This window comes from Bradyrhizobium sp. BR 10261, from assembly GCF_019455395.1.
GTDB lineage: Bacteria > Pseudomonadota > Alphaproteobacteria > Rhizobiales > Xanthobacteraceae > Bradyrhizobium > Bradyrhizobium manausense.
Genome location: NZ_JACOFQ010000029.1, coordinates 1 through 15,281 on the forward strand (window position 1 = coordinate 1; position 15,281 = coordinate 15,281).

The window sequence follows — 15,281 nt, forward strand, 5'->3', positions numbered from 1 at the left end:
GGCCTCTCCAACGGCGCGCGTGCCGGCCTCACCGGCTTCATCGCCGGCCTGTCGCGCAAGACCGTGATCAACAACGTCACCATCAACGGCCTGTTGCCGGGCCCGTTCGAGACCGATCGCCTGACCGGCACCGCCAAGGCCGAGGCCGACAAGCGCGGCACGACGCCGCAAGCGATCCTGGCCGAGCGGGCAAAACTCAACCCCGCCGGCCGCTTCGGCCAGCCCGACGAGTTCGGCTACGCCTGCGCCTTCCTCTGCGGCGCCAAGGCCGGCTTCATCACCGGCCAGAACATTTTGCTGGACGGTGGCGCGTTCCCGGGAACGCTGTGAGGCCAGTGGTGCTTCAACCTCTCCGAAGGGAGAGGTTGAAGCGGGCTCGCGGCTCGACCGATCAAACTCGAAGCGATTTTGCCTTACGACACCGGCGTGGTCCGCTCGTCGCTCCAGTCGATGCCGAGCTCGTCCATGCCGTCGGCGAGCAGATCGCCCAGCATCGGCTCGCCCAGGAGATATCGCACCGTCTCGCGGCGTGGCGCCTTGTACTCGCTGCGCGCCTCGACCGCGCGGGCGCGCAAATCGTCCCACTCCTCGACATCCCCGTCGCCACGGCCCAGCCACATCAGCGTGACCAGGTCGACCTGCTCGTCCTCGTTCAGCGCCCGGATGAAGCTGGCGAGCTCAGCTGCGACCGGATCGGAATTGTTGTCCTCGAGCACGTCGATCTCATCGTCGTCGGAGGGATTGGAGCCCGAATCCGGATCTGACCCGGATTCCTTGACGTCGAATTCGCGCGCCTTCTCGATGATGAAGGCGACCTTGTCGGCGGAAATCGCAAGCTCGGGCATGGGCTCCCCCTTTGGATCTCGACGGGTTCCTCACATAACGCAACATCACGACAGATGATCCATTGCGCTTGGCGGCGGAAAATGTGCATCTTTCGGCGGCAAACAGAGAAAATGGGGGTACGCCCGATGCGGTGGAGGGTCGGCCAGGTCAAAATCACTGGGATCGTCGAAATGGAGACGGTCGGCTCGACCCGCTTCATCCTGCCGGCCGCCACCAATGACGAAATCCGGAAGCTGCCCTGGCTGATCCCGCATTTCGCCACCGACGAAGGCCGGCTGAAAATGTCGATCCATTCGCTGGTGGTGGAGACGGCGGCGCGCCGCATCGTGGTCGACACCGGCCTCGGCAACGACAAGCAGGGCCGCGGCGTCCCGGTCTGGAATAACCGCAACACGCCGTTCCTCGAGATGATGACGGAAGCAGGCTTTCCGCCCGACAGTATCGATACCGTGCTGTGCACGCATCTGCACGTCGATCATGTCGGCTGGAATACGAAGCTGGTCGATGGCACATGGGTGCCGACCTTCCCGAAGGCGCGCTACCTGTTCGGCAGGACCGAATATGACTATTGGCGTGACTACAGGGCCGAGCCGGACAAGGTCGCGGTGTTCAACGATTCCGTGAAGCCTATCATCGATGCGGGCCTGGCCGAGCTGATCCCGAGCGATCATCGGATTTGCGAAGCGATCAGCGTTATCCCGACGCCGGGCCACAGCCCCGGGCATATGAGCGTGCTGATCGAATCCGGCGGCGAAGAGGCGCTGCTCAGCGGCGATGTCGCCCATCACCCCTGCCAGATGGCGCATCTCGACTGGTGCTCGGTCGTCGACACCGACACCGCTCAATCGGCCGCGAGCCGGCACAAGGTGTTCTCGCGCTTTGCCGACACCCCGACGCTGGTGATTGGCGGGCATTTCTCCGCCGGGCACATCAAACGGGACGGGGATGCGTTCAGGTTCGAGGCGCTGGGATCGTAGGGTGGGTTAGCCCTGCGGCTGCGCGAAGCGCAGTCGAGGGCGTAACCCACCTCTTCTGTTTCCGCAGAGGCAGAATTGGTGGGTTACGCCGAGCAGATGCGCTTTGCGCATCTGCGGGGCTAACCCACCCTACGATCCCGGGGTACGATCACTAACCCACCCACAAAGTAAGGGCTGCAATGCATCCCCTTTCGGCGGTTGAATTTCCCGCCGTGCTGTTCCATGAAGCTGTTCAACCGATCAGTCCATCCCAAGGGAGAAACCAGAATGAAGCTTGTTCGTTACGGCGAAAAGGGTGCGGAAAAGCCCGGCCTGATCGACAAATCCGGCCAGTTGCGCGACCTGTCGGCCCATCTGAAGGACCTCACCGGCGAGGCCTATTCCCCGGAATCCCTGAAGAAGCTCGCTGCCATCGACCCCGCCTCACTGCCCGCCGTCTCCGGCAAGCCGCGCTTCGGCGCACCCGTCACCGGCATCTCGAAATTCGTCGCGATCGGCCTCAACTACAGCGACCACGCCAAGGAGACCGGCGCTGCCATTCCGACCGAGCCGATCATCTTCATGAAGGCCAACACCTCGCTGTCGGGCCCGAACGACAACGTCGAGAAGCCGCGCGGCTCGACCAAGCTCGACTGGGAGGTCGAGATCGCCGCCATCATCGGCACCCGCGCCAAATACGTCTCGGAGGCCGACGCGCTGAACTACGTCGCCGGCTATTGCGTCTGCAACGACGTCTCCGAGCGCAACTTCCAGATCGAGCGCCTGGGTCAGTGGACCAAGGGCAAGTCGCACGACACGTTCGGCCCGCTCGGCCCCTGGCTCGCCACCAAGGACGAGATCAAGGACGTGCAGAACCTGTCGATGTGGCTCGACGTCAATGGTCAGCGCCGCCAGACCGGCTCGACCAAGACCATGATCTTCTCGATGGCCAAGTGCGTCTCCTACGTCTCGCAGTTCATGACGCTGCTGCCGGGTGACATCATCACCACGGGCACCCCGCCCGGCGTCGGACTCGGCATGAAGCCGCCGACCTTCCTCAATGTCGGCGACGTCGTCACGCTCGGCATCGAAGGCCTCGGCGAGCAGCGCCAGGAGATCGTGGCGGCGTAGGGCCGCTACGACCTCTCCCCGGCATTGCGAGCGAAGCGAAGCAATCCAGAATTCCTCTGCGGAAACAGACTGGATTGCTTCGTCGCCAGCGCAAAATTGCTTCGCAATTTTGTCGCGGGCTCCTCGCAATGACGATCGCAATTTTCATTTTCGGATGCTCGCCATGAAACTCTCCTTCTCCGCCGCCTCCCCTTTTGCCCGCAAGGTGCGCATCGCCGCGATCGAGCTCGGGCTGATCGACAAGATCGAGTTCATGCCGGCGACGGTCGCGCCCGGCACGGCCAACGAGGACTATTCGAAGATCACGCCGCTGAAGAAGCTGCCGGTGCTGATCACCAATGATGGCGACGTCATTCTGGATTCCTACGTCATCGTCGAATATCTCAACGAGATGGCGGGCGGCAGCCTGATCCCGGATTACGGCCCGCGGCGCTGGAAGACCAAGACCAATCACTCCCTCATCAACGGCATGCTCGATTCCATGCTGCTGTGCCGCTACGAGAAGATGGTGCGGCCGCAGGGCCTGCAATGGCAGGCGTGGTCGGACGACCATTGGAACCGGGCCTGGACCGGCATGGCGCGCTTCGAGAACATGCCCGAGGTGCTGAACGGCCCGTTCGACATCTCGCAGATCGGCCTTGTTTGCGTGCTCGGCTATGCCGACTTCCGCTTCGCCGATTGCGGCTGGCGCAAGGCCTATCCGAAGCTCGATGCCTTCCACCAGAAGATGCTGGAGCGGCCCTCGGTGAAGATCTCGGTCCCGCCGGCCGCGTAGCGGGATGATCATCAGCTCGCTTTAGGCTTGTTGTTGAGCGGGATCCTGTCGGAAAACCGCTGCATACTTTGTTTGCGGATCATGCTGCAACCAGCGGGAGTTCCTCATGAGCCTGAAATTTTCCGTCGGCGACCTCACCATCCATCGCGTCATCGAGCAGGAAACTTCATTCGTGCCGGCACTGGACATGCTGCCGGGACTGACGCCTGAGGTCCTGGCCGAGAACCGGGCGTGGATGCGGCAGGCCAAAGCACTGGACGAGCAGGATGTGCTGCTGCTGTGCTTCCAGTCCTATGTGGTGAAGACGCCGCACCACACCATCTTGATCGACAGCTGCATCGGCAACGACAAGCCGCGCCCCAATCGCGCGAAATGGAACATGAAGACCGACGACACCTATTTGCGCGCGCTCAATGCCGCGGGAGTCTCGGTCGACGACATCGACTTCGTGATGTGCACGCATCTGCATGTCGATCACGTCGGCTGGAACACGCGGCTGGAGAACGGCCGCTGGGTGCCGACCTTCCCCAGGGCGCGCTACCTCTTCGCCAAGCAGGAATACGATCACTGGTTCGAGCAGAATGCAAAGACGGCGATCCCGCCCTTCGTCGACAGCGTGCTGCCCGTGGTCGAAGCCAAGCGCCACGAGCTCGTCGGCAACGATCACCAGATCGGCGACCACGTCCGTATCCTGCCGACGCCCGGCCATACGCCGGGCCACATCGCTGTTACGATGGGCCGCGGCAAGGACGATGCGGTGTTTTCAGGCGATCTCATGCACTCGCCCTTGCAAACGCTTTATCCGGAGCTGTCGATCAAGTTCGACGTCGATCCGGCCAAGGCGGCCACGACGCGCCGCAGCTTCCTCGAGCGCTATTGCGACACCGATACGCTGTGCTGCACCGCGCATTTCCCCTCGCCGTCGGTGGGGAAGATCAGGCGCAAAGGCAACGCGTTCGTGTGTGCGGCGGTGGAGTGAAATGCCGTAGGGTGGGCAAAGGCGCCCTTGCGCCGTGCCCACCATCTCTCTCGATCACGAAAAATGCGTGGGCACGCTCCGCTTTGCCCACCCTACCGTTCCGCCCGCGTGGAGAGAAGCGATGACATCACTCGCCGACATTCCCCTGCCCGCCGGGATCCGCTCGCGTTATGTCGACGGCATCAACGGGCTGCGCATGCATGTGCTCGAGGCCGGTTTCGAGACCAAGAGCCGTCCCTGCATCCTGCTGCTGCACGGCTTTCCCGAGCTCGCCTTCTCCTGGCGCAAGGTGATGCCGGCGCTGGCCGGGGCCGGCTATCACGTGCTCGCACCCGATCAGCGTGGCTATGGCCGCACCACCGGATGGACCGCGGATTACGACGGCGATCTCGCACCGTTCTCGCTCCTTAATCTGGTGCGCGATGCACTCTCCCTCGTATCGGCGTTCGGCTACAGGCAGGTCGATCTCGCCGGGCATGATTTCGGCAGCCCGGTCGCGGCCTGGTGCGCGCTGATCCGGCCCGACGTGTTTCGCTCGGTGACGCTGATGAGCGCACCGTTCGGCGGTGCGCCGCCACTGCCGTTCAATACCGTCGATGCGCCGGCGAAGCCCGCGGTCGAAGATCCCGTGCATCGTGAGCTCGCCGCGCTGCCGCGCCCGCGCATCCACTATCAATGGTACTATTCGACACGCACGGCCAATGCCGACATGCTGCACGCGCCACAAGGCCTGCATGATTTCCTGCGCGCCTACTATCATCACAAGAGCGCGGACTGGACCGACAACAAGCCGTATCCGCTGCAATCATGGTCGGCGAACGAGCTTGCAAAACTGCCGACTTATTACGTGATGAATCTCGGCGAGACCATGGCCGAGACGGTCGCGAAGGAGATGCCATCGCGCGCCGCGATCGCCGCCAACCAATGGCTGCCGGACAGCGATCTCGCCTTTTACAGCGCCGAATATAGCCGGACCGGATTCCAGGGCGGGCTGCAATGGTATCGCTACGGCACGTCGGGCATGCTCAACGACGAGATGCAGCTGTTCGCCGGGCGCAGCATCGACGTGCCCTCCTGCTTCATCTCGGGCAAGCAGGATTGGGGCACCTATCAGCGCCCCGGCGTGTTCGAGGCGATGCAGGGCCCCGGCTGCACGAAGCTGCTCGGCTGCCATCTCGTCGACGGTGCTGGTCATTGGGTGCAACAAGAGCAGCCGGCGGAGGTCAGCCGGTTGCTGTTACAATTCCTCCGCCGCGCCGACACAGTCTCCGCAAGCTGAGCGACGCCACCCTCCAGCCACAAGGCATTAATCGGCGGTTCAGGGAACATTCGGCAATATTTGACGTTGCGAGATGCCGGAGCTGAGTCCGGCGACCATGGAGAACGACATTGGACAAGAAGATCGCCGGACTATTGGGAGCCGTGGCCGCACTCGGAACGCTAGGTGCCGCCCAGGCTGCGCCCGCGCCGACGGACGTCCTCCAGGCGAATTCATACGCGGACCTGCTCGAGCCGATTGCGAACGCCAGCGCCTTGCTGCAAGCCATCGATGAAGAGGCTCCGCCAAAAGCGAGCGAGAATGTTCAGCTCGCTCAATTCTACTACCATCATCATCATCATCACCATCACCACCACAGCTTCTATCGTCGTCGCTACTACGACTACGACGAGCCGGTCGTGGTGGTCCCGCGATATCGGCGGTATTATCATCACCATCATCACCATCACCACCACCATCATCACAGCTTCTATCGCCGCGACTACTACTGAGGTCGCCGATACCAGGATCGAGATGAACAGGACCTGCGGGTCCTGTTTGCATTTGATGACGGGAAACCAGGAAAGATAGGCAAGATCGCAGGGGCACAGTCCAGGAAGGGTCATCCGCCCTATCCGTTACGAGCCTTCTCCTTGGCCGCGCGGTGCAGGTGCCGATAGGTACCATCGAATACCGTATCAGATGACGACGTCCACTCGGTGCCTGCGGCCAGCTTGGGCCGATTGGCGTAGATCCGGCGGGCCTGCAGCTCGCGCTCTGCCGCTTCCTCCTCGCTCATCGGCTCGAGCTCGAAGGTCGCCTCCTCGGGAATGACGATGATTTGCGCGAAGGGCTCGTTGGGTCGGAAGATATGGGTTCGGCCCTCGGCCGGCGCCTTGAAGACGCAAAAGAACATCATGGGCCACCAATTGCGGATCAGCGCGGGGACCGCAATCGGCACGGTGTCGGTCGGATCGGCATAGAATCGCGGATGCGGCTCGGTGCGAACAGCCATGCCCTTTGCGACCTTGAGATCGAGCAGGATCTGATAGGTGTAGAAGGCGTCACCAAACTTGCGAAACGGTGGCCATTCCGCGCCGCCTTCGGGCGGCTCGCCCCAATCGGCTTCGAGGATCAAGCGCCCCTCTCTGGTCGTGACGTGAAGCTCGAAATCATAGGGATAGAACAGCTCGATGCCATATTGCGCGCCCTCGGAAAAGGGCACGCAGTGCCAGACCTGCTCACGCGAACCGTTCGCACGTGGTTCGCGCTTGCCGGCCCATCCGGGGATTTCGAGCTTGGTGCGGCGCGGCGCCAGCCGGGAATCATTCAGACGAAATTTGACCTTGTCCATCATTCCACCCGTCCACCCACATCCAAAGATTCGAACCAGTACGACGGGACCCGGTTCCGTGCACCCACGCACCGCTGTGACGTTCGCATGCAAGCCTTCGCGCGGCTCGCGTGAATTGACCCTGAACGAATTGCAGCCTATAGCAGTTTAGAATGCTTCTAAACTACATCAGGCGCAGTCAGTGAAGAATTTTGCCGATTTGACCGAGCGTGAAGTGCTGGCGGTCGCAATTTCCTCCGAAGAGGAGGACAGCCGCATCTACATGACCTTCGCCGAGGATCTCAAGGAGCGATATCCGGATTCGGCCAAGCTCTTCGAGCAGATGGCCGAGGAGGAGCGCAGCCACCGCCACATGCTGCTGGAAATGTATGAGCAGCGCTTCGGCCAGCATCTGCCGCCGATCCGCCGCGAAGACGTCAAGGGATTCCTGAAGCGCCGCCCGGTCTGGCTCACCAAGAACTTGCCGCTCGACACCATCCGCAGGGAGGTCGAGACCATGGAATTGCAGGCCGAGCGCTTTTACGTGAAGGCCGCCGAACACGCCCAGGATGTCGGTGTGCGCCGCCTGCTCGGCGATCTCGCGGAAGCCGAGAAAGGCCATGAAGAGACCGCTGCGAAACTGACAGACCAGATCCTGAGCTCCGACGTGCGCGCGGAAGAAGACCGCACCAACCGCCGCATGTTCGTGCTGCAATATGTGCAGCCGGGCCTCGCCGGCCTGATGGACGGCTCGGTCTCGACACTGGCGCCGTTGTTCGCTGCGGCCTTCGCCACACACCAGAACTGGCAGACGTTCCTGGTCGGCCTTGCTGCCTCCATCGGTGCCGGCATCAGCATGGGCTTTGCCGAAGCGTTGTCCGACGACGGCTCGCTCACAGGGCGCGGATCTCCATGGCTGCGCGGCCTCACCTGCGGCGCGATGACGACGCTCGGCGGGCTCGGTCACACCGCACCCTATCTGGTGCCCGACCACTGGGCCAACGCGTTCTGGATCGCGACCGGAATCGCAGGCGTCGTCGTGTTCTTCGAATTGTGGGCGATCGCCTTCATCCGCTCGCGCTACATGGACACGCCGTTCCTCCAGGCCGTGTTCCAGATCGTTCTCGGCGGCGCGATCGTGCTGGCGGTGGGAATATTGATCGGGGCGGCATAGGCGGCGGCGATGAAGCAACGTCGTTCATATCTCGTCGCGATCGTGAATCTGATCGGCGCAGCAGCAACTCCAGGTCCTCCATGATGCGCCACTTGCAATACGGCACACCTGCCAAGGTCTTCCATTGGTGCATCGTCGCGCTGCTCGCCGTGCAATACCCGATCGGCTGGCTGATGCCGGATATCCATCGCGGCATGAGCCCGGGTGCCGGAATGACGTTTCACGTCTCGATCGGGATCGCGATTCTCGTGCTGACGGCTCTCCGCCTGGTCTGGCGGCTCGCTCATCCGGTCGCGCCCGAAAGTTCTCTTCCCGTCTGGCAGCGCCTGAGCTCCGAGGTCGTGCACTGGCTGCTCTACGCGCTGGTGCTGGCGACGACAATCTCGGGCTGGCTGTTTGCCTCCTTCCGGGGCTGGTCGGTGTCGTTCTTCTATCTCGTGCCGCTGCCGATGCTGGCGTCCGACAACGCCGCAGCAGGGCGTACCATTGACGGCTTTCACCAGGCGATGGAATGGGCGCTGCTCGTCACCATCGTCGTTCACGTCGCCGCCGCGCTTGCGCACATCTTCATCTATCGCGACCGCGTGATGCAGCGAATGCTGCCAGGATAGCGCCGGGGATATCGTCAGGGCAGATCAACCGCGATCAAACGTCGGTTGCGGCATCGGCTAAAACTGCGCATCATCCATCAGTTGAAGCGCAGGAGCATGTCGTGGCGAAATCGGAATGGAGTTTCAAGAGCGCGGTCGAGCTGTCGGCTGCATTGGCAGCAAAAAAGGTCTCCGCCGTCGAACTCACGCAGGATGCGATCGACCGCATCGAGCGTCATGACGGCAAGATCAACGCGATCTGCGTGCGGGATTTCGATCGCGCCCTCGACGCGGCGCGCGCAGCTGACGCGGCGCTGGCGCGCGGCGAGCGCAAGCCGCTGCTCGGCCTGCCGATGATGATCAAGGAATCTTTCAACATCGCCGGCCTGCCCACGACCTGGGGGTTCGTGCCACATAAGGATTTCAGGCCTGCGGAAGACGCACTGCCGGTGGCCCGCATCAAAGAGGCTGGCGGCGTGATCCTCGGTAAGACCAACGTGCCGGTCGGCCTCAGCGACTGGCAGAGCTACAACGACATCTACGGCACCACGAGCAATCCCTACCATCTCGGCCGCACGCCGGGTGGATCGTCCGGGGGATCATCGGCAGCCCTTGCCGCGGGTTATTGCGCGCTCGCTACCGGCTCCGACATCGGCGGCTCCCTGCGCGTGCCGGCATTTCATTGCGGCATCTTCGCCCACAAGCCGACCCTCAATCTCTGCCCCGCCCGCGGTGAGACGCCGCCGCCATTTCCAGCCCTTCCCCGCGAAGGCGATCTCGCGGTCATCGGCCCGATGGCACGCACCGCTGCGGATCTCTCCTTGCTGCTCGACGTCATGGCCGGACCGGATCCGCTGGATGCCGGTGTCGCCTACAAGCTCGAGCTGCCCGTCGCGCGACATCAGTCGTTGCAGGATTTTCGTGTCCTGGTGATCGACAGCCATCCGCTGCTGCCGGCCGATCGGGATGTCCGTGGCGCGATCGACAGGCTAGCGACGGATCTTGCGAAGGCCGGCGTGACCGTCGCGCGCGAGAGCGCACTGCTGCCGGATTTCGCGGAGACGTCGCGGCTTTACATGCGGATGCTGCTGAGCTTCCTCGGCGCGTTCTTCCCACCCGACGAGCTCGCGGATTCGCGGGCGCGAGCAAGCCAGTTGTCGCCGGAGGACCGCAGCCTCGGCGCGGAGCGGCTGCGCGGCACGATTGCAAGCCACCGCGCCTGGGTGCTCGACGCAGGCAGCCGCGCAGGCCTGCGCGCGCGATGGCGCGCGCTGTTCAACAGCTTCGACGCGGTGATCTGCCCCATCATGCCGACGCCGGCCTTTCCGCATGATCATCTGCCCGATCAGAACCTGCGACGCATCAGCATCGACGGCACGGATTATCCCTATGTCGATCAGCTTGCCTGGCCGGGCATAGCAACGCTTCCGGGCCTGCCTGCGACGGCCGTTCCGCTCGGTCTGTCGAAGGACGGCCTGCCGGTCGGCGTGCAGATCGTCGGCCCGTGGCTCGAAGACCGCACGCCGCTGAAGCTCGCCGAGCTGATCGAGCGCGAGTTCGGCGGGTTCGTGCCGCCGAAGATGTTTGACGATTAGTGGTTCACCCCACCGTCATTGCGAGGAGCTCGCGACAAAATTGCGCAGCAATTTTGCGCTGATGCGACGAAGCAATCCAGACTACATCCGCGGAAACATCTCTGGATTGCTTCGCTTCGCTCGCAATGACGGAGCAAAATAATTGACGGCTTCGATAGGGAGAGGAAGCACCATGAGCCAGGACCTCGAACAGCTCACCGCACTCAACCGCGACTACGTCGCCTCAGTGCAGAACTGCGACGTCAAGCGCTTTGACGAGATCCTGGCGCCGGAGTTTTACTGCTCCAATCCCGACAAGACGCTGGTCGACCGCGCCGCCTTCCTGGAGCAGACCGCGCAGCCGATCGCGATCCGCAACCTGCACGCCTTCGACGTCATCATCCGCATCATGGGCGACTTCGCCATCATTCACGCGGCGACGAGCTACACCACCGCCGACGGCCAGCAGGCGACGGGGCGGTATACCGATTGCTGGGCGAAGAAGAACGGGACGTGGCTGGCGGTGTCGGCACACGTGTCGCGGTGAGGAGGGCACGCTGCCGCTCCACACTCAGCTGTCATGCCCCGGCTTGACCGGGGCATCCAGTACGCCGCGGCGATTATTCGTTCATACAACTTCCGCCGCGGAGTACTGGATCGCCCGCCTTCGCGGGCGATGACACCGTCGTTGTGGCCTAACTATCAAACACGATGACGCTGCGCAGCGTCTTGCCGGCCTTCATGTTGGCAAAGCCCTCGTTGATCTCGCTGAGCTTCAGCTTGGCCGAGATCCAGTCTTCCAGGTGCAGCCGGCCGCGCAGGTAGAAATCGACCAGGCGCGGCATGTCGACGCGGAAATGGTTGGAGCCCATCGACGAGCCCTGAATCTTCCGCTCCCTCAGGAAGTCGAAACCGTGCAGCTCGATCTTCTGGCCGAACGGGATCATGCCGACGATGGTGGCGGTGCCGCCCGAGGCCAGCATGGCGAAGGCCTGCTCGGCGGTCTCCTTGCGGCCGAGCACCTCGAAGGAATGCTGCACGCCGCCATTGGTGAGGTCGCGCACCTGCTTCACCACGTCGCCGTCGGCGGGGTTGATGATGTCGGTCGCGCCCAGCTTGGTCGCCAGCTGCAGCTTGGCCGGGTTGGTGTCGATGGCGATGATGCGGCCGGCGCCGGCGATCTGCGCGCCGTTGATCGCGGCCATGCCGACGCCGCCGCAGCCGATGACCGCGACCGTCTCGCCGGCCGTGACCTTCGCCGTATTCACCACCGCGCCGTAGCCGGTGATGACGCCGCAGCCGATCAGCGCAGCGAGCTCGAGCGGCATGTCTTTGCGGATTTTGACGATGGCGTTCTCGTGCACGAGCATCTGCTCGGCGAAGGACGAGAGATTGAGGAACTGGTGCAGCTTCTCGGGTTTCGACCACTGCATCCGATCTGAGACGCCCGGCAGCATCTTCACCGTGGTGTCGGTGCAGAGCACGGTGCGGCCGGTGGTGCAATTGTCGCAGGTGCCGCAGAACACGGACAGGCAGGTGACGACGTGATCGCCGGGCTTCACATAAGTCACGTCGGAGCCGACCTGCTCGACGATCCCAGCTGATTCATGGCCGAGCACCGCGGGCAGCGGATGCGGGTAGAGGCCTTCCATGAAGTGAAGGTCCGAATGGCAGAGGCCAGCGACAGCAGTGCGGATCAGGACCTCGCGCGGCCCTGGCTTCGGCAGGCTGACATCCTCGATGACGAGCGGCTTGTTGACTTCATAGAGGACGGCGGCCTTCATCGGTGTTCCCTCGTTGTTATGATTTTTTGAGTGCGGCTTCTATCTCTCCCTATGGGAGAGGTGAAAAGAGCCTACGCTGCCAGAACGAGTTCGCCAACCTCGCTCATGCCGGCCGAGCTGTCGCCGAGCAGAAGCGATCCGATCTTCGCCTGCACAGCATTTTCCGTCAGCCGGAACGGATCGCTCGGCGACACGCGATGGTCGATCACCAGCCGCGACAGCAGCAACCGGCGCGCATCGCCGCGCCTGTCGTGGATGCGATGCGCCTCCCAGGCGAGCGCCACTGCGCTGGCGACATGATAGAGCAGGCTCGTGGCGCGCCGCGCCTCGGCCTCGTTCTCGGACTTGCCGGCGACCTCGCGCGCGAAGTGGACCGCACGATCGACGAAGCCGCGCAGATTGTCGCGCCAGGCCTGCGGCACCGAGGCACTGTCATCGAGCCGCGCATGCAGATCGGCCGCGAGCGCGGATTCGGCACCATGGCGGCCGACCGCGCGCCTGAGCGCGTCGATCGCGACGATGTTGCCGGTGCCTTCCCAGACCGAGCCGAGATGCGCATCGCGCAGCAGGCGCGGGGTGGCGAATTCCTCGATATAGCCGATGCCGCCGCGCATCTCGAGCGCATCGCCGCAGACTTTTCGCGCGTCACGCGTGGCGCGGAATTTCAAGGTTGGCGTCAGGATGCGCAGCAGCGCCGCCGCGTCCTGGCTGCCGGCTTCGGCGCGGTCGAGCGCGTCTGCGGTGAGAAAGCTCATCGACAGCGCCTGCTCGACCGGCAGCATGATCTTCAGCATCTGGCGACGGCCGAGCGGCAGATCGATGATGCGGCTGCCGAACACGACGCGGTTCGTCGCCACCGTCATCGCATCATGATAGGCGCGGCGCATCAGCGCGGTCGACTTGACGCCATTGGAGAGCCGCGACGAGTTCACCATCTCGGCCATCTGCACGAAGCCGCGGTCGAGCTTGCCGACCGCATAGGCGATCGCGCCTTCGAGCTTGATCTCGCCCGAGGCCATCGAGCGGGTGCCGAGCTTGTCCTTCAGACGCACGATCCGATAGTGGTTCTGCGCGTCGTCATCGAGGAAGCGCGGCATCAGGAACAGGCCGACGCCGCGCGTGCCGGGGCCGGCGCCCTCCGGGCGCGCCAGCAGCATCACGACCTTGGCGTCCGCATTCGAGCAGAACCATTTCTCGCCGTAGAGGCGCCAGTGATCGCCCTCCTGCACCGCGCGCGTGGTGAGCATGCCGACGTCGGAGCCGCCTTCCTTCTCCGTCATGAATTGGCCGCCCTGCGTCAGCTTGCTCATGTCGGTCGAGGTCAGGCCATCGAGATATTTTGCCTTCAGCGCCTCACTGCCGAAATTCGAAAGCAATTTGGCGCAGCCATCGGTCACATTGATCGGGCAGCCCATGCCGAATTCGGTCTGGTTGAACAGAAACGTGAAAGCATGCTTGGCGACGACAGGATATTTGTCGGGCCAGCCCATGATGCCCTTGGCGTTCGACAGCGCGTGGATGCCGAATTCGCCGAAGGCGGCGTTCTCCAGCTCGCGATAGGCCGGGTGATATTCGATCCACTGCACGTCGCGGCCGAACTTGTCGCGCTGATGCAATATCGGCGTGTGCCGGTCGGCCAGCCGCGCGCATTCATCGAGACGGCCGCCGGCGAGCTCGCCGAGGCGGCCGAGATGCGGCTCGATGTGGCGAAACAGATTATCCGGCAGATGGATGCGCAGGAGGTCCGTCAGCGCCGGATCGGCACGGTAGAAATTCATGCCTGACGTGTCGGCCGCCAGCAGGCCGGAAGGTGCGGCCGCGGCACTTTTCGGCTGCGCTGTGACCGACTTGTGCATGATCGTCCTCTTCGTTTCCGCCCGGCGGCAGTTCTTATCGCTTGCCGCTTGAGATGATGTCGATCATGCTCCCGTCGCGAGAGGCGATAAAGCTGCAAATTGTCAGGGAGGCATGATTGCCGTGAAGGAGCAATTCGCTCTGCGGAATTGTGATCGGCAGGCCCATGGGGCCGGCTGGCTGTCCGCACGGCGGATGCCTAGATCAACGGCGTCCCGTCCCCGAGAGATCACATCATGGAACCTCCGAAATACACGATCGCGCTCATCGTCGGCGCCGGCGCAGGCCTGAGCGCCTCGCTGGCACGGCTGCTGTCGGCGCAAGGCATCCGCGTCGCGCTGGCCGCGCGCAAGATCGAGAAGCTGGGCGCATTGTGCAGCGAGACCGGCGCGAAGGCCTATGCCTGCAACGCCACCGAGCCTGAGGAGGTCGAGCGCCTGTTTGGCCTGGTCGAGCGCGAGATCGGCACGCCCGACCTCGTCGTTTACAACGCCTCTGGCCGTTCGCGCGGGCCGTTCGTCGAGCTGGTCCCGACCGATGTCGCGAATGCCATCGCGGTCAGCGCCTATGGCGGCTTCCTGGTGGCGCAGCAGGCCGCCAAGCGCATGGTGCCGAACCAGCACGGCGCGATCCTGTTCACCGGCGCCTCGGCCAGCGTCAAGGGCTATGCGCAATCCGCCCCGTTCGCGATGGGCAAGTTCGCGCTGCGCGGCCTCGCGCAGAGCATGGCACGCGAATTGTCGCCGCAAGGCATCCATGTCGCGCATTTCGTGATCGACGGCGGCATCCGCAGTGCGACACGCACGGAGGCAGCGGACAAGCCGGATTCGATGCTGGATCCCGATGCCATCGCCGAGAGCTACTGGAACGTGTTGCAGCAGCCGCGCAGCGCCTGGAGCTGGGAGCTCGAGCTGCGGCCCTGGGTGGAGAAGTTTTGAACGAGCTGCCGTTTGGTGGGCAAAGGCGCCTAGCGCCGTGCCCACGATCTCGAGATCAAGAACCAATGGTGGGCACGCTTCGCTTTGCC

General features: G+C 63.5%; 16 protein-coding genes. 12 read left to right on the forward strand and 4 right to left on the reverse strand.

The window, feature by feature from the left end; all coding sequences use genetic code 11:
- A partial coding sequence (locus HYH07_RS28100) for an SDR family oxidoreductase (protein WP_220005508.1) occupies nt 1-330 on the forward strand: 330 nt, incomplete at its 5' end.
- Nucleotides 331-413: 83 nt separating this feature from the next.
- On the opposite strand, the gene HYH07_RS28105 is transcribed toward HYH07_RS28100, so the two are convergent.
- Nucleotides 414-845, reverse strand: coding sequence for a DUF3775 domain-containing protein (locus HYH07_RS28105; RefSeq protein WP_220005509.1), 432 nt, complete (start codon nt 843-845; stop codon nt 414-416).
- A gap of 126 nt (nt 846-971) precedes the next feature.
- On the opposite strand from HYH07_RS28105, the gene HYH07_RS28110 reads away from it, so the two are divergent.
- From HYH07_RS28110 to HYH07_RS28135, 6 genes are all read left to right on the forward strand, one after another.
- Nucleotides 972-1,823 carry an MBL fold metallo-hydrolase gene (locus tag HYH07_RS28110; protein ID WP_220005510.1) on the forward strand — a complete coding sequence of 284 codons (852 nt, stop codon included), beginning with the start codon at nt 972-974 and terminating at the stop codon, nt 1,821-1,823.
- A gap of 267 nt (nt 1,824-2,090) precedes the next feature.
- Complete coding sequence (locus tag HYH07_RS28115; RefSeq protein ID WP_057746856.1) at nt 2,091-2,933, forward strand: fumarylacetoacetate hydrolase family protein; 843 nt, start codon at nt 2,091-2,093, stop codon at nt 2,931-2,933.
- Between the two features lie 163 nt (nt 2,934-3,096).
- Nucleotides 3,097-3,708, forward strand: a complete 612-nt coding sequence (locus tag HYH07_RS28120; protein ID WP_220005511.1) for a glutathione S-transferase family protein — start codon at nt 3,097-3,099, stop codon at nt 3,706-3,708.
- A gap of 106 nt (nt 3,709-3,814) precedes the next feature.
- Nucleotides 3,815-4,687, forward strand: a complete 873-nt coding sequence (locus HYH07_RS28125) for an MBL fold metallo-hydrolase (protein WP_220005512.1) — start codon at nt 3,815-3,817, stop codon at nt 4,685-4,687.
- Between the two features lie 121 nt (nt 4,688-4,808).
- The gene (locus HYH07_RS28130; protein ID WP_220005513.1) at nt 4,809-5,966 is read left to right on the forward strand and encodes an alpha/beta fold hydrolase; all 1,158 of its coding nucleotides are present in this window, start codon (nt 4,809-4,811) and stop codon (nt 5,964-5,966) included.
- Between the two features lie 110 nt (nt 5,967-6,076).
- Nucleotides 6,077-6,457 carry a hypothetical protein gene (locus HYH07_RS28135; protein WP_220005514.1) on the forward strand — a complete coding sequence of 127 codons (381 nt, stop codon included), beginning with the start codon at nt 6,077-6,079 and terminating at the stop codon, nt 6,455-6,457.
- A 119-nt stretch (nt 6,458-6,576) separates the two neighbouring features.
- Here the strand turns inward: HYH07_RS28135 and HYH07_RS28140 are convergent, their stop codons facing one another.
- Complete coding sequence (locus HYH07_RS28140) at nt 6,577-7,299, reverse strand: hypothetical protein (RefSeq protein ID WP_220005579.1); 723 nt, start codon at nt 7,297-7,299, stop codon at nt 6,577-6,579.
- A 181-nt stretch (nt 7,300-7,480) separates the two neighbouring features.
- Between HYH07_RS28140 and mbfA the strand changes: the two genes are divergently transcribed.
- The 4 genes from mbfA to HYH07_RS28160 all read left to right on the forward strand — a co-directional run bounded on the left by mbfA (nt 7,481) and on the right by HYH07_RS28160 (nt 11,163).
- Nucleotides 7,481-8,452, forward strand: a complete 972-nt coding sequence (gene mbfA / locus HYH07_RS28145; protein ID WP_057746251.1) for an iron exporter MbfA — start codon at nt 7,481-7,483, stop codon at nt 8,450-8,452.
- A gap of 80 nt (nt 8,453-8,532) precedes the next feature.
- On the forward strand, nt 8,533-9,063 hold the full coding sequence (locus tag HYH07_RS28150) for a cytochrome b (protein ID WP_220005515.1): 531 nt from the start codon (nt 8,533-8,535) through the stop codon (nt 9,061-9,063).
- 101 nt (nt 9,064-9,164) lie between these two features.
- The gene (locus HYH07_RS28155; RefSeq protein ID WP_220005516.1) at nt 9,165-10,637 is read left to right on the forward strand and encodes an amidase; all 1,473 of its coding nucleotides are present in this window, start codon (nt 9,165-9,167) and stop codon (nt 10,635-10,637) included.
- Nucleotides 10,638-10,809: 172 nt separating this feature from the next.
- Nucleotides 10,810-11,163: a nuclear transport factor 2 family protein gene (locus tag HYH07_RS28160; RefSeq protein ID WP_220005517.1), complete on the forward strand. Its 354-nt coding sequence runs from the start codon at nt 10,810-10,812 to the stop codon at nt 11,161-11,163.
- Nucleotides 11,164-11,311: 148 nt separating this feature from the next.
- Here the strand turns inward: HYH07_RS28160 and HYH07_RS28165 are convergent, their stop codons facing one another.
- Complete coding sequence (locus HYH07_RS28165; protein ID WP_220005518.1) at nt 11,312-12,400, reverse strand: Zn-dependent alcohol dehydrogenase; 1,089 nt, start codon at nt 12,398-12,400, stop codon at nt 11,312-11,314.
- 71 nt (nt 12,401-12,471) lie between these two features.
- The gene (locus HYH07_RS28170; RefSeq protein WP_220005519.1) at nt 12,472-14,256 is read right to left on the reverse strand and encodes an acyl-CoA dehydrogenase family protein; all 1,785 of its coding nucleotides are present in this window, start codon (nt 14,254-14,256) and stop codon (nt 12,472-12,474) included.
- Between the two features lie 234 nt (nt 14,257-14,490).
- On the opposite strand from HYH07_RS28170, the gene HYH07_RS28175 reads away from it, so the two are divergent.
- Nucleotides 14,491-15,192, forward strand: a complete 702-nt coding sequence (locus tag HYH07_RS28175; protein WP_220005520.1) for an SDR family NAD(P)-dependent oxidoreductase — start codon at nt 14,491-14,493, stop codon at nt 15,190-15,192.
- Nucleotides 15,193-15,281 lie beyond the last annotated feature (89 nt).

Bases quoted from the DNA above. Each gene is read 5' to 3' on its own strand.
- HYH07_RS28170 (WP_220005519.1), bottom strand. From the start codon at position 14,256: ATGCACAAGTCGGTCACAGCGCAGCCGAAAAGTGCCGCGGCCGCACCT.
- HYH07_RS28165 (WP_220005518.1), bottom strand. From the start codon at position 12,400: ATGAAGGCCGCCGTCCTCTATGAAGTCAACAAGCCGCTCGTCATCGAG.
- HYH07_RS28140 (WP_220005579.1), bottom strand. From the start codon at position 7,299: ATGGACAAGGTCAAATTTCGTCTGAATGATTCCCGGCTGGCGCCGCGC.
- HYH07_RS28105 (WP_220005509.1), bottom strand. From the start codon at position 845: ATGCCCGAGCTTGCGATTTCCGCCGACAAGGTCGCCTTCATCATCGAG.
- HYH07_RS28175 (WP_220005520.1), top strand. From the start codon at position 14,491: ATGGAACCTCCGAAATACACGATCGCGCTCATCGTCGGCGCCGGCGCA.
- HYH07_RS28160 (WP_220005517.1), top strand. From the start codon at position 10,810: ATGAGCCAGGACCTCGAACAGCTCACCGCACTCAACCGCGACTACGTC.
- HYH07_RS28150 (WP_220005515.1), top strand. From the start codon at position 8,533: ATGATGCGCCACTTGCAATACGGCACACCTGCCAAGGTCTTCCATTGG.
- HYH07_RS28115 (WP_057746856.1), top strand. From the start codon at position 2,091: ATGAAGCTTGTTCGTTACGGCGAAAAGGGTGCGGAAAAGCCCGGCCTG.
- HYH07_RS28125 (WP_220005512.1), top strand. From the start codon at position 3,815: ATGAGCCTGAAATTTTCCGTCGGCGACCTCACCATCCATCGCGTCATC.
- HYH07_RS28110 (WP_220005510.1), top strand. From the start codon at position 972: ATGCGGTGGAGGGTCGGCCAGGTCAAAATCACTGGGATCGTCGAAATG.
- HYH07_RS28130 (WP_220005513.1), top strand. From the start codon at position 4,809: ATGACATCACTCGCCGACATTCCCCTGCCCGCCGGGATCCGCTCGCGT.
- HYH07_RS28120 (WP_220005511.1), top strand. From the start codon at position 3,097: ATGAAACTCTCCTTCTCCGCCGCCTCCCCTTTTGCCCGCAAGGTGCGC.